Genomic DNA, 16941 nt, shown 5'->3' on the forward strand with positions numbered 1-16941 from the left:
CGTTTATTTTTGGGTCTTAGTTTTAACATCATCACTTGTAACTATCCTCAAGCGGGCAAAAACTCTATAAAGTGGCTGATTAGCTACCAATTCTCGATTCAGAAGCGGCTATCATTTAAACTCAATAACCTAATGCTGTCGATCTTGTGGTGTTTTTTCAGTTGTAAGCTAACTACCACAAAACTTGGCGCTACTCATAGCTGTAGGTTTAAATCTACAAAAAAGTATGCATACACCAGTATGGGCAGATTGAAGTCAACACTTTTACCCGTGAAAACCATTAGCTTGTTGTGTATTAGAATTAAGATTTTGTATTTTTTCTATTTTTGATTCTGTATCATTAGTTACATTAAATCAAGATTTCCTGACAAATCTAAATACAGCAAAATACAGCCCAGAAAATTCAAACAATGCAACTAGGGCAGAAGTATTGCCAGTAATGAGATTGAGTCAAGCTGAGTGCTTGGACTGATGCACCCTCAGTAACTTGGCTTCAGATCGCTACATATCCGTCCAATCCCTTGATTTTCAGTATATTTTATTGCATATTACTAAGTATATTTAGGTAAGCAAGCAATTTGGTTGCACTTACCTTTGCATCATAGACATCACTCGTGCTTAACTAGAATGTCCGTGGGTTCAATTGATAGTTAGCCCTTGTCGATCGCCATAAGTATTGAACAGAGCTACGAGCCATTCGGATTCAATTTATCGCTTATCTGGCTTAACGTAAAGCAACGAACAAGGCAAGCGATCGCCCTTTGAACAGAATATTACCTGTTATTTGATACCAACTGTTTAATACCAATTTTTGTAGGCAGGGTGAGATGACTGTTCTTCAGGCTTTTAGAACCAACTCGTAGATGATGGACTACAAATTAGCAATGTATTTTTGATAACCTATCTGTTCTAACTTTGCCTGCTTTTCCATCACGGTATTTGCCAAGCTTTGGCGATATTGTTGTACCTTTGTCAATAACTCTGGTTGATGAGTTGCCAGAATTTGTACGGCTAACAAGCCAGCATTTTTCGCATTACCAATCGCTACTGTAGCCACAGGAATTCCCGCAGGCATTTGTACGATTGAGTAAAGGGAATCTAGCCCCTGTAAGTGGCGGCTAGCTACGGGAACGCCAATCACAGGTAGGGGTGTGAGAGCAGCAACCATACCTGGTAAATGGGCAGCACCACCAGCACCAGCAATAATGACTTTGAGTCCGCGTTGGTGAGCAGATTGGGCATACTCTACCATTCGTTCTGGGGTACGGTGGGCAGAGACAATCGCCACTTCTACAGCCAGAGCAAATTCTTCGCAAACTGCGATCGCATCTTGCATCGTCGGTAGATCGGAATCGCTACCCATAATAATGCCAATTTGGGGTTGAGTCATAAGAGAAGTGAGGAGTGAGGGATGAGGAGTGAGGAAGGCATTGGTTCGACTTGGCGAGAAATAGAGAGATAGGGTTAGTTATAAACTAAATTGGCACTGGAATTTAGATAGATTTTTTGGATAAGGGTGGCTAGATCGATGACTCATGCAGTAGATATTATCAATGCTCGCGTGCCTGGTTACGCGCAATTGCAGGGAATTCGGATCGATCTACACGGGCAAATTTCCGCAATTGAACCGATGGATCGATTTATTAAAAAAATTCCGCCAGCCGATTTGCAAATTATCAATTTAGCAGCAGATCGGATATCTTTAGGCGCAGTCGATTTGCAGATTAACGGGGCGCTAGGATTAGCATTTACAGATTTGCGAGCGACAGATATCTATAAACTGCAAAAAATATCTGAATACTTGTGGCAACAAGGCATAGATGCTTATTTACCCACACTCGTGACGACTTCTGGAGAAAATATACAGCGATCGCTAGCCGTTATTGCTGACTATATGCAGCGACAAACCACATCTCTACCAACTGCCCAAGTTTTAGGAGTCCACCTGGAAGGACCATTTTTAAACGCACAAAAGCGCGGCGCTCATCCAGCAGAATATTTATTACCGCTGACAATCCCACACATTCAGCAACTTTTAGGCGAATACGCTCGCATAGTCAAGGTTATCACCCTTGCCCCAGAATTAGATCCCAATGGCGAAGCCATAACCTATTTGCGTTCTCTCGGTATAACAATCAGCCTCGGTCATTCCCTCGCCACGGCAATTCAGGCGGAACAAGCATTTAAACTAGGGGCAACAATGGTAACTCATGCTTTTAATGCCATGCCGGGACTCCACCACAGAGAACCTGGATTGTTAGGTGCTGCCTTGGTACATCCTCAAGTGAAATGTGGGTTAATTGCTGACGGACAACATATTTGTCCCACAATGATTCAAGTATTGCTCCGCGCTGGCTGTTATCAACAAGGAATCTTTCTTGTCAGCGATGCCTTAGCACCTTTGGGGCTTCCAGACGGTGTTTACCCTTGGGATACGCGGCAAATAGACGTAAAAAACGGCACGGCTAGACTGTGTGATGGTACGCTAGCTGGTACGACTCTACCACTACTTGTAGGAGTCCAGAACCTAGTTCGCTGGAACCTTTGTGACGTAGATACAGCGATTGCACTTGCCACTACCGCACCACGACAGGCGATCGATCTTCCCACAATTCAACTCGGGACTCCCTTTCACCAACTCCTACACTGGCAGATCAAACCAGACAGCAAAGAACTGACGTGGAAGAGATTGTCTTTATCAGGGAGCAGGGAGCGCACGAGCAGGGAGCAGTGAAGAAAGGGAAAGGGTCTAGGGTGTAGTGAGTGGCTAGCGGCTGGTGGCTAGTGGCTAGTGACCAGAGTTGGTAAATTTTGAATTTTGAATTTTGAGTTGCTCCCCCAGCTCTCTTCCCCGACTCCCGACTCCCGACTCTCGACTGCCATATGGTGATAAATTTAAGGTTTGTGAACCAAAGTAATAATCTATCTATATGACTGCAACAGACGATAAAACAATTGTTAAAGAATATTTCAATACAACAGGATTTGACCGCTGGCGACGGATTTATGGTATTAGCAATGACGTTAACAAAGTCCAACTCGATATTCGCAACGGACACCAACAAACTGTAGATACTGTTATTGGTTGGTTGCAGGCAGATGGTAATTTATCGGAAATCTCTATTTGCGATGCAGGATGTGGAGTAGGTAGCCTCAGCATTCCCTTGGCGCAGGCAGGTGCTAGGGTGTACGCTAGCGATCTATCAGAAATGATGGTGGCAGAAGCCAAAGAAAAAGCCAGATCGGAATTAGGAGATTTGGTCAATAATCTGACTCTGACCGTGCAAGATTTAGAAACACTCAGCGATCGCTATCATACTGTTATTTGTCTTGATGTTTTAATCCATTATCCCCAAGAACAAGTAGAGCAAATGATTTCTCATCTTTGTTCTTTGGCACAGACGCGCTTAATTTTGAGTTTTGCCCCAAAAACTTTTGCTCTTAGTTTGCTGAAAAAAGTTGGTAGTTTCTTCCCTGGTGCAAGTAAGGCTACCCGTGCTTATTTACACCCAGCATCAGAAGTCATCAAAATTTTAGAAAAAAATGGTTTTTCCGTACAGCGTCAAGCAATGACAAAGACTCGCTTCTATTTTTCTCGTTTAATAGAAGCAACTCGAAAATGATTCCCAAATTGGAATTAATTATAAAGTCCGCAAGTCCTTGAATCAAGAGATGAAATAATAGAAAAGTCTGGAATATAGGTTATTGGCTGATGGGTCAATTCTTTCTGGCGATCGCTGCTATATTTGGTGGTTTATCTGTTGGTGTAGGAGCCTTTGGCGCTCATGCTCTAAAAGAAAAATTAACTGAGCGATCGCTAGAAATTTTTGAAACTGGTGCTAGGTATCAAATGTATCATGCTCTAGCACTTTTACTCGTGGCTTTATTAATTAGAACCAGTGGCGAAGAATTTGCTCAGCCTGCATTAATAGCCGCCGGCTGGAATTTTATGATTGGAATTCTAATTTTTTCTGGCAGTTTGTACGCCTTAAGTTTAACAGGAATTAAGGTCATCGGTGCAATTACTCCACTGGGAGGAGCAGCTTTTATTGCTGGGTGGGGTGCATTGGCGATCGCAGCTTTAAATAATAAGTAAGTCGTGAGGAGTGGCTAGTGGCTAGTGACTGGTGGCTAGCTACTCACAAATGACAAATGACAAATGACAAATTCATCTGTCGTAAGTTGAAATCTCTATATCTGTCTTTAGCAAGGTTAAGTGAGGCGATCGCTGCACTAAAACTGTGAGAGAGGTTACAAAAGTTTACCTCGTCAGCTAGCAAGCAGCAATTATTGCAATCGGAGAGTTTTATGACTTACGCAACTGATGAAAGTACAAAGCGATCGCTAGAGCAGTTTAGCCGTTATGATGCCGATACTCAACTTGGATTGTTGTGGTTTGGGTATCTCGATCTTAAAGATAAGCTAACACCTGCAAACGAGACTTCCACACAGGATACCGCAGCAGCAGTATTCGATCAATTTGTTGCACTGTCACCTGAAGAACAGCTGCAAGCACAGCGCGATATTGTTAATCGTGCTGACACAGATCTTAGCCGTGCCTACAGTGCTTTGGCTTCTAGTGGCAAATTAGATCTTTGGTTGCGCTTAGCACAAGGAATGGAAGACGGCAGAATTATTGGCGTACCCTCTGATTACGAACCACCCGCAGAGACAAATGAGTTTGTAGAGCAAATCAAGCAGCTTGAATTTGAACAGCGACTGAATTTTATGCGTAGCGCTGTTGTCGAGATGGGCGCTAAATAAGCGATCGCCATTTTCACCACGATAATACACGGGTAGGGGCGCACAGAGAAAGCGCCCCTACTTATTATGTAGAATATGGTTGAGCGATCGCAGGTAATAACCAGGTAATAACTAGGTAACAACTATGAGTTCCGCCACAATTCTCCAAAACTACATCAATGGCGAGTGGTGCGACTCTAGTGCAACTGAATATCTAGATATCGTCAATCCTGCCACAACCGAGGTACTAGCTCAAGTTGCCTTGGGGACATCCGCAGACGTAGATCGAGCTGCTATCGCTGCTGCTAATGCTTTTGGTAGTTGGCGACGCACGCCAGCCACGGAGCGAATCCAATACTTATTTAAACTCAAAGCTCTATTAGACGAAAATTTTGAAGACATAGCTCGGACAATTACCCAAGAATGCGGTAAGACTTTGGAAGAGTCAAAAGGGGAAATGCAACGAGCAATTGAGAATGTGGAAGTTGCCTGCGGTATCCCAATTTTGATGCAGGGACAGTACTCGGAAGATATTGCTAAAGGAATTGACGAATTTGTCATTCGCCAACCTGTAGGAGTTGCCGCAGTTATTGCACCATTTAATTTCCCTGGAATGATTCCGTTTTGGTTTTTACCCTATGCGATCGCCTGTGGTAATACATATATCATCAAACCTTCGGAGAAAGTCCCGCTGACGATGCAAAAAGTCATGCACCTCATAGAACAAACGGGACTGCCAAAGGGTGTTGTCAATTTAGTTAATGGTGCAAAAGAAGTTGTCGATGCAATTTTAGATCATGCAGCGATTCGGGCGATTAGTTTTGTCGGTTCCACACCTGTGGCTCGATACGTATACAGTCGTGCCACTGCAAACGGCAAACGCGCTCAATGTCAAGGAGGAGCAAAAAATCCAGTCATCGTGTTGCCGGATGCAGACATAGAAATGACAACTCGGATTGTTGCTGATAGTGCTTTCGGTTGTGCGGGACAGCGTTGTTTAGCAGCTTCCTTAGCTGTGACAGTAGGAGAAGCAGGAAAAACATTCACAGAGGCGATCGCCCAAGCTGCAACTTCTCGCGTTGTCGGTTATGGTTTAGATTCAGGCGTACAGATGGGACCCGTAATTACGGCTGAAAGTCAGTCGAGAATTAAGCACTTAGTAGAGCAAGGTATCGCCACAGGTGCGAAACCACTCGTAGACGGTCGAGAACCGCTAATTTCTGATTATCCTGACGGTTATTTTATTAAACCAACAATCTTACAAGATATCGATCCAGCAAGTGCGATCGCCCGTACTGAAATTTTTGGTCCCGTTTTAGGACTCATTCACCTCGACACTATAGATGCTGCGATTCAGTTTATCAATAGTGGTCAGTATGGTAACATGGCTTGCCTATTTACCTCATCTGGCGCAGCTGCAAGAAAATTTCGCTACGAAGCCGAAGTTGGTAATATCGGGATTAATATTGGTGTTGCCGCACCGATGGCATTTTTTCCCTTTAGCGGTTGGAAGGAAAGCTTTTTTGGGGACTTGCACGGACAAGGACACCATGCCGTTGAATTTTTCACCCAGACTAAAGTTGTTGTAGAGCGCTGGCGACAAAATTGGTCGAGACAGTTTTAGTTGAAATTTAAGTTGAAATGCCTCGCAAACCAACGATCGTGGCTCTCTGAGGCATTTCATTTCTAATTGCTATGCAATTTATAGATGGCTGTGCTAGCCAAAGCGAATTGCAGCTAAATTTCTAGCTAGCAACCGTAACTTTACCAATCATTCCAGCACCGCGATGAGGTTCGCAGTAGAAGGTGTAGTCCCCAGCAGGAGCATCAGCGGGAATAGTGGTTGAAACTGATTGACCTGGGGTCATCAGTAGTTGCTTGTGGGACAGGGATTTTGCCAAATCTGCACTCTTGTTGGGAGTGCCAGCCGTATCGAAGACAACATTGTGGGGAGGCACTTTGTTGTTGACGAACTCAATGGTGTCCCCTGGCTTCACAGTCAGCTTGGATGGCTCAAACGCCAGCATCCCTTTATCTGTACCTAACTTAACTTGAAAAGTTTCAGCAGCGGCAGGGGCAGAAAAGAATGCAAAGCTACTAGCAACCAAAACGATGGTTAAAACAGCTAAACCCAAGCGCCGCAAAGTTGCAGCAAATAGTTTCATGACCTTCTCCAAACAGGTTTGACAATTTGTCATACTTAATTTTATCAACTATGGATGTTAATTCTTCATTCTCTTTCTAGCTAATTTATTCTCACTCTCACGATATAGGGAGAACGGCAGAAGTCAGCAGTCGGAAGTAGTCCATAGCTGGTTGTTGTAAGGCGATCGCCTGTGCTTTTGGTCTCAATAGGTGAAACCCGAAGCCACAGCTTCTAATCAATCTGTAATATCTTCATAATTGAGCTAGCAGAAACACGGAAGAATTTCCAAAATTTTAAGCTTATTTTAATAAATAGAGATGCGCTCCTAGAACTATAAGTAGCCACTTTATTTTATAAGTCGTAAGTTCTTAGCCACATAGCATCGTCAGTAATAACCCACGATCGAACTCAGAGGATTGAAAGCTCGATGCTACGCATTGTTTTGCGATCCAGAGTGTGGATCGGGGACTTGCACCATTCCTGTTTCTTAAACTTACGAGTTATGACTTACGACTTACTTTGGTCAGCTTTATCTAAAATTTCTATTTGACAATATATGAAACAATTACTGAGGCTATTTCTTCCCCTAGCTGGAATCGCTCTATTTCAGACAACCGCGATCGCTCAAGAAGCAGACGGGTGTTTTATGCTTGACTCTAGCGGACAGACAATTGACTTATCTACCGTTTGCGGTCAACAAAAAAAAAATTCGGCTCATGCAAGCGAATTTCAAGCAAAAATCAAGCGCCGCGAAAGTGGAATACCAGTTATTGACGTAACTTTTAACGGTCAACAAAAATTTGAAATGCTTTTAGACACGGGAGCTTCTCAAACCACCATCACAACTGAGATGGCGCAGGCGTTAGGAGTCGTTCCAATTGGTATGCACAAAGCACAAATTGCCAATGGCGATATTGTAGAATTCCCCATTGGACAGGTCGCTTCGATGAGTGTCGGCAAGGCTATAGTTCGCGAGCCAAAAGTTTCGATTACTGAAGGAGATCCACTATTAGGACAGAACTTCTTTGAAGATTATGACGTAGTCATTAGGCGAGATATGGTGGAATTTCAGCCGCGTTAATCGGTTCTCGCAAAAACTCGGTCGTACTGCAAGACAATTTCTGCAATGACTTGAGTAATACTCTTAGCATCAGTAATAATCTCGACTGCCCCAGCAGCTTTTTTCAATGGTGCAACCTCGCGATTGCTATCCTGCCAATCTCGCGCAGCGATATCCCGTTCTAGTTGTTCCAAGCTTATCTGTGGCTGACCTTGAGCTAAAAAGTCTTGCTGTCGCCGTTTAGCTCTTTCTTGCACGGAAGCCGTTAAGAAAATTTTCAGGTCGGCATCGGGAAAAACTTGCGTGCCGATGTCTCTTCCTTCCGCCACCAAGCCGCCTTTTTGTCCCCACTGCTGCTGCTGCTTGACTAAGACTTGCCGCACTTCTGGAATTGCCGCGATCGCAGATACATTTGCCGTGACATCCAAACTGCGGATCGCTGAAGTCACTTCGCGATCGTTAATCCAAACTCTGACGGGTTGTGCTGCATCTACGCTAGCAGCTAGTTGAATTTCGCACCGATTTGCTAGTTCTGCGATCGCGCACCGATCCGTGACTGAAATTCCCGACTCTAAAACCAACCACGTTAAGGCGCGGTACATGGCTCCCGTATCGAGGTAAACTAACCCCAACTCCCGGGCTACCGACCGCGATACAGTTGATTTGCCGACTCCTGCTGGACCATCAATGGCGACAATCGGCTGGCGATCGCGCAAAATTATGTTGTCGATTAACCGCGTCGTTCCTACTCGTGCGGCAACCGCGATCGTGCCTGCTTCCTCTACTCTATTCACTGGTCGTAACGTATCAGGATGTACTAACTCCAGATACTCTACTGCCACTCCCTCAGCCAGCGCAAGTACTTGCTCTACAGTTGTTAATAAAGTTTGGCGATCGCGCTCTCCGGCAATAAAAGCTGCTTGAGCGTGCTGCAAACTGCGATATATATATGATGCTTGTTCTCTTTGTTCTAGAGTTAAATACTGATTGCGAGAACTCATTGCCAAGCCCGATGCTTCCCGCACTGTAGGACAGCCAACAATCTCAACCGACAAACTTAAATCTCGCACCAACCGCCGAATAATGGCTAACTGCTGTCCGTCTTTCTGACCAAAATACGCTCGGCTCGGCTGGACAATATTTAACAATTTAGTCACGATCGTCGCCACACCCTGAAAATGCCCTGGACGGGACTTCCCGCATAATACAGAGGTCATTTCTTCCGGTGGGACAACTTGAGTCAGTTGGTAATTGGTAATTGGTAATTGCTTGTCAGTTGACGGTTGACGGTTGAAAATTGCTCCCTCAGCTCCCTCAGCTCCCTCAGCTCTCTTCCCAATCCCCAGATCCTCGGCAGTGGGGGCAAAGATAACGTCAACACCAGCTCGATCGCAGAGCTGGCGATCGCTCTCTAGTTGGCGCGGGTATTGTTGATAATCTTCTGTGGGACCAAATTGCAGTGGGTTGACAAAAATACTGACTACCACAATGTCATTTTCCTGCCGCGCCCGTTGCATCAAGCTTAAATGTCCGGCGTGTAAAGCACCCATCGTCGGCACTAAACCGATGCTAATCTCAGCTGAAGCGGCTAGATTTCGCTTAGCTTCTGCTTTCAACACGCTTAAGTAACAGCGTAACGCTGCAACCGTTGCAAACAGACGCACCAATACCCCCTCTGTTTTATTCCAACCACACCCTATTGTAGAGCAGGATAAGAAAGCTGAGGGGGCGTAAGAGAAGTCTTAAGCCGTAAGTGTTTTTACTTATGACTTTTGACGAGCAGCCACTAGCCACTAGCCACTAGCCACTAGTCACTGTTTCACTACCTCCCCAAGACTTCAACTCGCACGGAGGCAACACCCGAACCAGCCATACCGAGGACGCGAGCGGCGGCGGCGGAGAGATCGATAATTCGACCGCCAATGTAGGGACCGCGATCGTTGATGCGGACTACAATTGAGCGACCCGTTCCCGTGTGGGTGACTCGTACCCGCGTCCCAAAGGGTAAGCTTTTGTGGGCAGCGGTAAGGGCATTTTGGTTGTAAGTTTCGCCGTTAGCGGTGCGATTTCCGTGGAAACCAGGACCGTACCAAGAGGCAACTCCATTCAGGACGGCGCGCACTGGTGCGAAAGCAATATTTTGTGGCTGCGATCGCTTGGGTTCTGGCATTCCTGCCACTTCTTTGAGGGGTGGGGCATTTCCTAAGAGTCGCCGCAAGCGGTTAGTGGCTTGTAATGCCTCGTCTGATAGTTTTTTCTTGTTCTGTTCTGGTAGCCTGGTATCCGCATCAACTGCTACCAGTTTTTTGCCGTCAATTGCAATTTCATAGCGTTCTGATGCTTTTTTGGCATTAGATTTGCCATTCTCTTTCCATTTGACCGTAATCTTGCTGGCATCGACACCATCTGCACTCATTTGGTTCAGTCTAGCTGCTACTGCTGCTGCTTGCCAAATGGGGGCGTTATTTGCTGAAGTTGGCTCGACGCTGGGTAACTTGCCTGTGGTTGCTACTTGGGTTGATTTGTCAGCAGCATTTTCGGCACTTTGGGTTTGTCCGACTTTGGTAGCGTTTGCTGTCTGTTTGTCGCCTAAAAATGTCAGTACGGGTATGTTACGCACGTACAGCGTCACTGCTTGGCGATCGCCCCTTTCGTGGGGTTGGATTCTGGCGATCGTTGCTTCTTTAGCTTTGGATTCGCCTCTGGATTGGGTTTCGCCTACTTTCTCAACATTCTGCGGTTGAGCCTGCACTGCTGAGGAGATCTCCTGTCTGTTGTCTTTTGAAGAATCTGCATTCAGCGATTCTGCATGACATGACAGGGGTACGCCTACGGCAGTAGTAAGCAGAGCAACGGTTGTTAATAAAATTTGCTTTTTCATGCTTCCGTTGTGAATTGCACTCCTCGACTTCGGCAAGAGCTGTGTAGGGATACCACTGAATGGTCTCAAATTAACCCACCAACTCGTACTCATTACGCTTTTATGTTGAAGTTTCAACTGCAACAGACTATCACGAAGTTTTTGCATTGAGGATCGGTAATGTCAAGGGGAAATTGTGAATTTTAATAAAAAGATTTTGTAAAGCAATGCATAACATCTTTGCACAGAGGCAAATTCAGCTTTTCTGTGTCTCTAACGAGTAAATTTATTTTTTTAATAAAATTAATATTACTTAAAATACTTAAAAAAGAGTAAAAGTAAATAAATCTTGGTTTAAAACTTAACTTTTTAGCTATAAAGCGATATTTAAACTAGCGATCGCACTCCAGCAACACGTAGAATGCTAATGCTGTGGCGCAGCAAAATTAAGATAAAATGCTGATGCGTGAAGCGGAGCTATCTGCCGCATTGAGGAAACTGGCAGCATGGATTATCAAGCAGCAGGGGTTAATGTTGAAGCTGGTAGAGCATTTGTTGAAGGCATTCGCCAGCTAGTGCATCGCACCCATCGCCCAGAAGTGATTGGGGGATTGGGAGGTTTCGGCGGTTATTTTCAACTCCCTAGCGGTTACACGGAGCCAGTTTTAGTCTCTGGGACAGATGGAGTCGGCACAAAATTGAAACTTTCTCACGCGCTCAACCGTCACGACACGGTAGGAATCGATTTAGTGGCGATGTGCGTGAATGATGTACTGACTTCTGGAGCAGAACCGCTGTTTTTCTTGGATTATTTAGCAACGGGAAAGCTCAACTCGGAGCAACTGACACAGGTAGTTAGCGGCATCAGTTTAGGATGTCAAAAGGCGGGGTGTGCGCTGTTGGGGGGTGAAACCGCTGAAATGCCTGGTTTTTATCAGGCAGGAGAGTACGATCTGGCGGGTTTTTGTGTGGGAATTGTGGAAAAGAGCAAGTTGCTGGATGGTTCTAGGGTACAAATAGGGGATGTGGCGATCGCGCTTGCCAGTCAAGGTGTCCACAGTAACGGTTACAGCTTGGTACGGAAAATTGTTGAGGTGGGGGGATATGCTTGGAGCGATCGCCCAGAGGAGTTTTCCGGTCAAAGTTTGGGAGAAGTTTTCCTAACACCAACGCGGATTTATGTCAGGCCCGTACTGGGGGCGATCGCATCTGGGATAGAAATTCACGCGATGGCACATATCACGGGTGGGGGAATACCGGAAAATTTACCCCGTTGTCTGGGTGAAGGGCAATCGATTCGCGTGGACGTGGACAGATGGACGATTCCCCCAGTGTTTCAGTGGCTGGCGAAAGTTGGTGGAGTCACTCAGAAGGAGATGTTCAATACTTTTAATATGGGGATTGGCTACGTGGCGATCGTTCCTCCCCAAGCTGTAGAAGAGACCCTGCGATGGTTTGACTCTCAGGATGTCGAGGCGTTTGTCATTGGAGAAGTCATTGCTGGTAGTGGAACCGTTGAGGGTATACCTAAAGACTGAAATTCTGAAGATAGAAAAGTAGTTAAGGGTATGCCTTAAGACTGAAATTTTCAAGATCGAAAAGCGAGCGATGGTAACATAACTGTCATGAAACTTTAACTTTTGTGACGAACGTTGCTCCACCAGTTTCTGGCTTTGACTCTCTAAGCTAGGTACTAAAAACTTAGCATTTAGTTCTTTAGGGTGGGCAGCGAGTTGAAATACTCAAAACCCATGTCAAACCGCAAAGAACATCTTGAGCATTTACCTCACGCTGAAGCAGCCAATCGCACAATTCGTTTCAAGCAGCACGATCGCCTGTTTGCTTTACTTTCGCTGGCTGCGGGTCTAATTTTTCTGCAAGGATACACGATTGCTCCCCTGATTCCGCGTTTGGCGGAAGCCTTTAACGTTCCAGTTCAAGAAATTGGCATTATTGTTCCAGCCTACATGTTGGCTTACGCGCTGATGGCATTGTTTTACGGCGTGCTGTCAGATCGATTTGGCAGATGGTCGGTGATTCGCATCTCGCTCATCATTTTTGTCATCTGTACGGCTTTGACTGCAACAGCTCAAACAGCTTTGCAAATGGTAATCTGGCGACTGCTGACAGGACTGGGAGCTAGTGGAGTGATTCCACTCACGTTTGCCTTGATTGGCGATTTGTTTCCATTCGACCAGCGAGGTAGTAAATTAGGGCTTGTTTTCGCAGCTATGGAAGGGGGAATGGCAGCGGGTTCTGCGGGTGGCGCGATTCTCGAACCATTTGTTGGGTGGCGATCGCTGTTTATCGGGACGGCTGTTCTTGCTGCTTTAGTCCTTTGGCGGCTGCATCTTTACGGCGCTTTATTTGATACAGCTAAAGTAGAAAAATTACCGACGATTCGCCAGGTATTTCGGGGATACAGTCAGATTTTAAGCAGTTTTCGCGGTAAACGGACTTATGCCTATGTTTTGTGGAACGGCATTTATCACTCTGGCGTGTATACATGGCTGGGGTTGTACTTGTCGCAACGCTACAACATGGATGCATTGAGCATTGGTCTGACTATTCTCGGCTACGGCATTCCTGGGTTGCTACTAAGTTCTCTAATTGGTCGAGCCGTGGATCGTTGGGGACGGCGTTGGTTAGTTCCGGCAGGATTAATTATGGCAGCCTTAGCGGGAATTGCGATGATTTTTGAGATTCCTCCCATTGGAACGACGATCGCGGTGCTTGTCTTATCTTTAGGGTACGACCTGACGCAACCTTTATTCGTAGGTATCGTGACTGACTTGGGAGATGGTAATAGTTTAGGTCAAACAATGGGACTGAAAGTGTTTGTCCTGTTTACTGGATTTGGTATTGGCAGCTTGATATTCGGGGAACTGTTGCGGTTTGGATTTGGAGCGTCACTTGCCATTTTTGGTGGCATTCAGTTGATTTGTGGTGCGATCGCAATTCGGCTATTCTGGCAGGAAGTTCCATCACGGCTGCGATCGAAATCGCCTTAGTATTGAAGAATGCTCAGTCTGTTGATTATTCATGGCAGATTTTCATTTTTTGCTTCAAGTACAGGTACTTTCCAAACCCGTCCTTGACAGTGAACTTCATCAGCAATTACACGAGTACCAGCTAGCAGTCGCATTAATTTTACTAACTCTTCCCTTTCTGCTGCTGTGAGAAAATCTTCACCAGGAAGACCACTATGAGTGCGTTTTGGTTCCCCTCCTGCTGCTAAATAACGTTGGTGAGATATGTCCAGCAGTTCTTTAACCCGTGCGTACTGCTGTTTTTCTGTTTCTGTAGATTTCATGACTCTAAAAACCATGTAATAGGAACGATTTCACCATTTGGTAGTAAAAAAGCGATTGGTAACACGGAACTAGGCGTTTCAATTATCCAAAAGCCTTGTTCTGGATCGTAAACCCTTCTTTGTAGTAGCTCTAGCGTTTCCAGCGCATTCAGAATGAGATATTGGGTTTCTGTAGGTTCCACTCTAATTTTATGCTGACAGATTGCTTCTAGGGATTTTACACTGTTAAGCCGCTTGCTTAGTCCAACTTCCTCCAGCAGCAAGAAGACAACTATAGCTGCAATAATTCTAGAATCAGCAAAGTCCTTCACGCGGCGGTCATGGCTCAACGTTCTCGCTTTTCTAAACTCCTCAGTTACCTACGTCCCCACTGGAAACAAGTTCTCATAGGGGTTGTGGCTTTATTTGTAGTTAACGCCGTCGGGGTATACATTCCACTACTAATTCGCGACATTATCGAGCGACTTCAAGGAGAATTTAGGTTCGAGCAAGTCTTACAGTTTGTCGGATTGATAATTGTTTTAAGTTCTGTCATGTGGGTAATCCGTATGGTATCGCGGATTGCCCTGTTTGGTGCGGGGCGACAAGTCGAATTTGACTTGAAACAGAAGCTATTTCAACATCTTTTGAAGCTGGAACCTACCTATTTCAACACAAATACAGCGGGAGATTTGATCAACCGCGCTACGAGTGATGTCGAAAATATTCGGCGATTGGTGGGTTTTGCAGTACTGAGTATTGTCAACACGATCTTTGCTTATGCGTTGACGCTACCTTTCATGTTGCAAATTAATGTCGAACTGACTCTTGCTGCTGTAGCAATTTATCCGGTGATGTTGATCGTAGTACAGTTATTTAGCGATCGCCTCCGTAACGAACAAGCAGAAGTCCAAGAGGAACTATCTGACCTGAGCGAATTAATTCAAGAAGATATGAGCGGGATGGCATTAATTAAAATCTACGCTCAAGAAACAAACGAACGCCTAGCTTTTCGGCAAAATAATTCTAGGTTATTAGGGGCAAATTTAAAACTCGCCAAAACTCGTAATACTTTGTTTCCCCTAGTTGGAGGTTTTTCTTATGTTAGTCTACTCTTATTATTGTGGTTTGGAGCAGGACGAATTGCTGCTGGGAATTTAAGTGTTGGTGATTTTATCGCCCTCATACTTTATGTCGAAAGACTCGTTTTTCCCACCGCTTTACTTGGGTTTACAATTACAGCTTATCAAAGAGGAGAAGTCAGTATCGATCGCGTAGAATCCATTCTGGCTGTCAAACCTCAGATTTACGATAAACCTGACGCGATTTCATTACCAAAAGAAGAGATAAAAGGAGAGTTAACAGCACGCAATTTGAGCTATACATATGTTGGTTCTAGTACACCGTCATTACAAAATGTCAGCTTTTCCATTCAGCCAGGAGAGACAGTCGCAATTGTAGGACCAATTGGTTCGGGAAAATCTACATTAGCAAATGCTTTACCTCATCTTTTAGAAATTGACCCAGGACAATTATTTTTAGATGGGCAAGATATTACTCAAATTACATTGAAAGATTTACGCCGCGCGATCGCCTACGTACCACAAGATAGTTTTCTCTTCAGCACCACGATTAAAAATAATATTCGCTATGGCGATCCGCTCGCAGAACAATCTGATGTAGAATATTGCGCCAAGCAAGCTCAAATTCACCCTGAAATTCTCAATTTTCCGCAGCAATACGAAACAATTGTGGGCGAAAGAGGGATTACCCTTTCCGGTGGTCAAAGACAGCGTACAGCGCTTGCTAGAGCTTTGCTTGTAGATGCTCCGGTACTGATTTTAGACGATGCCTTATCGAGCGTTGACAATCAGACTGCAACAGCAATTTTAGATAATCTTTCCACAGGAACCGATCGCAAAACTGTGATATTTATCTCTCATCAGCTCTCAGCGGCGGCTACTGCCGATCGAATTTTGGTGATGGATGGGGGTGCGATCGTCCAATCTGGCACGCATGAAGAATTGGTTCAACAACCAGGGTTATACCAAAATTTGTGGAACCAGCACCAATTACAAGAGATTTTGCAATAACTCCGAACTATTACAGCACGACAGAAATAAATAGTGAGGAACAGCTTGCTAACGTTTTTTACTTACGACTTACGGCTTACGACTTACGACTTCGTATACTAGTTGTAGTAGAACGCGCCAAAAGCAAGTGCAATGATGATGGGGATAACAATTGGTAGAGCAACTAACAGCCCCCATTTACCCAAGCGAATTTCTTGACCGTCAGATTTTAGCAATGCGATTACACCCGCAGTTCCCATCACAACCCAGATGCATCCAAAGATGATAAAAATAATAAATTGAGAGTCTTCCATTTCTTTCAATTAATTGCTGTTTAATGCAAGTTTTATGCTGATAGCAACAGTATAATATTTCCGTTCCTGATAGCTTTAGCGAATAGGACTCGCGTTTACACAAGCAAAGTCCGCCTGCACGGACTAATTGCTAGATAATTGTGCCGTTTCACCTAATTTTTTTAGTTGAGCAAAATTAAGAACAATTATCCTTCTCTCTCAGGATGCAATCTGGTGGTATGATAATCTCCTCAATCTAATCGGTTCTAGCAGGGAACAGCTGCTAGAGGTAACGGGGAAAGTTCGGTGCAAGTCCGGCGCTGTCCCGCAACTGTAATTGGTAGTTGGTCATTGGTCATTGGTAGTTGGTAATTTTTGCTCAGAATTTCCCGACTCCCGACTCCCGATTCCCAACTCCCGCATGAGTCAGAATACCCACCGATAAAAATTGTTTAACTCACATCCTTCGCGAGGT

The 16941-nt window shown here is 44.9% G+C and carries 16 protein-coding genes and 1 riboswitch; of the genes, 9 read left to right on the forward strand and 7 right to left on the reverse strand.

Going from position 1 to position 16941, the window contains the following annotated elements:
• Nucleotides 1-871 precede the first annotated feature (871 nt).
• Nucleotides 872-1390 carry a 5-(carboxyamino)imidazole ribonucleotide mutase gene (gene purE / locus QH73_RS23945; RefSeq protein ID WP_039713081.1) on the reverse strand — a complete coding sequence of 173 codons (519 nt, stop codon included), beginning with the start codon at nucleotides 1388-1390 and terminating at the stop codon, nucleotides 872-874.
• A gap of 138 nt (nucleotides 1391-1528) precedes the next feature.
• Here purE and nagA point away from each other — a divergent pair, with 138 nt between their 5' ends.
• The 5 genes from nagA to QH73_RS23970 all read left to right on the forward strand — a co-directional run bounded on the left by nagA (nucleotide 1529) and on the right by QH73_RS23970 (nucleotide 6367).
• Nucleotides 1529-2734 carry an N-acetylglucosamine-6-phosphate deacetylase gene (gene nagA / locus QH73_RS23950; RefSeq protein ID WP_039713080.1) on the forward strand — a complete coding sequence of 402 codons (1206 nt, stop codon included), beginning with the start codon at nucleotides 1529-1531 and terminating at the stop codon, nucleotides 2732-2734.
• Between the two features lie 196 nt (nucleotides 2735-2930).
• Nucleotides 2931-3623, forward strand: coding sequence for a magnesium protoporphyrin IX methyltransferase (gene bchM, locus QH73_RS23955; protein WP_039713079.1), 693 nt, complete (start codon nucleotides 2931-2933; stop codon nucleotides 3621-3623).
• An 89-nt stretch (nucleotides 3624-3712) separates the two neighbouring features.
• The gene (locus tag QH73_RS23960; RefSeq protein WP_039713078.1) at nucleotides 3713-4096 is read left to right on the forward strand and encodes a DUF423 domain-containing protein; all 384 of its coding nucleotides are present in this window, start codon (nucleotides 3713-3715) and stop codon (nucleotides 4094-4096) included.
• Nucleotides 4097-4308: 212 nt separating this feature from the next.
• Nucleotides 4309-4764: an orange carotenoid protein N-terminal domain-containing protein gene (locus tag QH73_RS23965; RefSeq protein WP_039713077.1), complete on the forward strand. Its 456-nt coding sequence runs from the start codon at nucleotides 4309-4311 to the stop codon at nucleotides 4762-4764.
• A 124-nt stretch (nucleotides 4765-4888) separates the two neighbouring features.
• The gene (locus QH73_RS23970) at nucleotides 4889-6367 is read left to right on the forward strand and encodes a CoA-acylating methylmalonate-semialdehyde dehydrogenase (protein ID WP_039713076.1); all 1479 of its coding nucleotides are present in this window, start codon (nucleotides 4889-4891) and stop codon (nucleotides 6365-6367) included.
• A 121-nt stretch (nucleotides 6368-6488) separates the two neighbouring features.
• Here QH73_RS23970 and petE read toward each other — a convergent pair whose 3' ends face one another.
• Nucleotides 6489-6908, reverse strand: coding sequence for a plastocyanin (petE, locus tag QH73_RS23975; protein ID WP_015157412.1), 420 nt, complete (start codon nucleotides 6906-6908; stop codon nucleotides 6489-6491).
• 537 nt (nucleotides 6909-7445) lie between these two features.
• Between petE and QH73_RS23980 the strand changes: the two genes are divergently transcribed.
• On the forward strand, nucleotides 7446-7970 hold the full coding sequence (locus tag QH73_RS23980) for a retropepsin-like aspartic protease family protein (protein WP_039713075.1): 525 nt from the start codon (nucleotides 7446-7448) through the stop codon (nucleotides 7968-7970).
• On the opposite strand, the gene QH73_RS23985 is transcribed toward QH73_RS23980, so the two are convergent.
• Together QH73_RS23985 and QH73_RS23990 are read right to left on the reverse strand one after the other, a co-directional pair.
• Complete coding sequence (locus QH73_RS23985) at nucleotides 7967-9613, reverse strand: bifunctional pantoate--beta-alanine ligase/(d)CMP kinase (protein WP_039713074.1); 1647 nt, start codon at nucleotides 9611-9613, stop codon at nucleotides 7967-7969. The genes QH73_RS23980 and QH73_RS23985 overlap by 4 nt on opposite strands.
• A 158-nt stretch (nucleotides 9614-9771) precedes the next feature.
• Nucleotides 9772-10830, reverse strand: a complete 1059-nt coding sequence (locus tag QH73_RS23990; RefSeq protein ID WP_039713073.1) for a septal ring lytic transglycosylase RlpA family protein — start codon at nucleotides 10828-10830, stop codon at nucleotides 9772-9774.
• Between the two features lie 485 nt (nucleotides 10831-11315).
• Between QH73_RS23990 and purM the strand changes: the two genes are divergently transcribed.
• Both purM and QH73_RS24000 read left to right on the forward strand, forming a co-directional pair.
• The gene (gene purM, locus QH73_RS23995) at nucleotides 11316-12347 is read left to right on the forward strand and encodes a phosphoribosylformylglycinamidine cyclo-ligase (protein WP_039713072.1); all 1032 of its coding nucleotides are present in this window, start codon (nucleotides 11316-11318) and stop codon (nucleotides 12345-12347) included.
• A gap of 213 nt (nucleotides 12348-12560) precedes the next feature.
• Complete coding sequence (locus QH73_RS24000) at nucleotides 12561-13820, forward strand: MFS transporter (protein ID WP_039713071.1); 1260 nt, start codon at nucleotides 12561-12563, stop codon at nucleotides 13818-13820.
• Nucleotides 13821-13849: 29 nt separating this feature from the next.
• Here QH73_RS24000 and QH73_RS24005 read toward each other — a convergent pair whose 3' ends face one another.
• A complete protein-coding gene (locus tag QH73_RS24005; protein WP_039713070.1) occupies nucleotides 13850-14122 on the reverse strand; it encodes a hypothetical protein in 273 nt (90 codons plus the stop codon).
• Nucleotides 14119-14451 carry a hypothetical protein gene (locus QH73_RS27925; RefSeq protein ID WP_201278333.1) on the reverse strand — a complete coding sequence of 111 codons (333 nt, stop codon included), beginning with the start codon at nucleotides 14449-14451 and terminating at the stop codon, nucleotides 14119-14121. Before QH73_RS27925 ends, QH73_RS24005 begins: the two co-directional genes overlap by 4 nt.
• On the opposite strand from QH73_RS27925, the gene QH73_RS24015 reads away from it, so the two are divergent.
• Nucleotides 14443-16194 (forward strand): ABC transporter ATP-binding protein, encoded by a 1752-nt coding sequence (locus tag QH73_RS24015; protein ID WP_039713069.1) that lies wholly within the window; start codon nucleotides 14443-14445, stop codon nucleotides 16192-16194. The two genes, QH73_RS27925 and QH73_RS24015, sit on opposite strands and share 9 nt — an antisense overlap.
• 98 nt (nucleotides 16195-16292) lie before the next feature.
• On the opposite strand, the gene QH73_RS24020 is transcribed toward QH73_RS24015, so the two are convergent.
• On the reverse strand, nucleotides 16293-16487 hold the full coding sequence (locus QH73_RS24020; protein ID WP_039713068.1) for a hypothetical protein: 195 nt from the start codon (nucleotides 16485-16487) through the stop codon (nucleotides 16293-16295).
• A gap of 223 nt (nucleotides 16488-16710) precedes the next feature.
• Nucleotides 16711-16923: riboswitch (cobalamin riboswitch) on the forward strand.
• Nucleotides 16924-16941 lie beyond the last annotated feature (18 nt).

This window comes from Scytonema millei VB511283, from assembly GCF_000817735.3.
Taxonomy (GTDB): domain Bacteria; phylum Cyanobacteriota; class Cyanobacteriia; order Cyanobacteriales; family Chroococcidiopsidaceae; genus Chroococcidiopsis; species Chroococcidiopsis millei_B.

Coding starts and splice junctions, on each gene's coding strand:
- purE (WP_039713081.1), bottom strand. CDS start 1,390: ATGACTCAACCCCAAATTGGCATTATTATGGGTAGCGATTCCGATCTA.
- nagA (WP_039713080.1), top strand. CDS start 1,529: ATGACTCATGCAGTAGATATTATCAATGCTCGCGTGCCTGGTTACGCG.
- bchM (WP_039713079.1), top strand. CDS start 2,931: ATGACTGCAACAGACGATAAAACAATTGTTAAAGAATATTTCAATACA.
- QH73_RS23960 (WP_039713078.1), top strand. CDS start 3,713: ATGGGTCAATTCTTTCTGGCGATCGCTGCTATATTTGGTGGTTTATCT.
- QH73_RS23965 (WP_039713077.1), top strand. CDS start 4,309: ATGACTTACGCAACTGATGAAAGTACAAAGCGATCGCTAGAGCAGTTT.
- QH73_RS23970 (WP_039713076.1), top strand. CDS start 4,889: ATGAGTTCCGCCACAATTCTCCAAAACTACATCAATGGCGAGTGGTGC.
- petE (WP_015157412.1), bottom strand. CDS start 6,908: ATGAAACTATTTGCTGCAACTTTGCGGCGCTTGGGTTTAGCTGTTTTA.
- QH73_RS23980 (WP_039713075.1), top strand. CDS start 7,446: ATGAAACAATTACTGAGGCTATTTCTTCCCCTAGCTGGAATCGCTCTA.
- QH73_RS23990 (WP_039713073.1), bottom strand. CDS start 10,830: ATGAAAAAGCAAATTTTATTAACAACCGTTGCTCTGCTTACTACTGCC.
- purM (WP_039713072.1), top strand. CDS start 11,316: ATGGATTATCAAGCAGCAGGGGTTAATGTTGAAGCTGGTAGAGCATTT.
- QH73_RS24000 (WP_039713071.1), top strand. CDS start 12,561: ATGTCAAACCGCAAAGAACATCTTGAGCATTTACCTCACGCTGAAGCA.
- QH73_RS24005 (WP_039713070.1), bottom strand. CDS start 14,122: ATGAAATCTACAGAAACAGAAAAACAGCAGTACGCACGGGTTAAAGAA.
- QH73_RS24015 (WP_039713069.1), top strand. CDS start 14,443: ATGGCTCAACGTTCTCGCTTTTCTAAACTCCTCAGTTACCTACGTCCC.
- QH73_RS24020 (WP_039713068.1), bottom strand. CDS start 16,487: ATGGAAGACTCTCAATTTATTATTTTTATCATCTTTGGATGCATCTGG.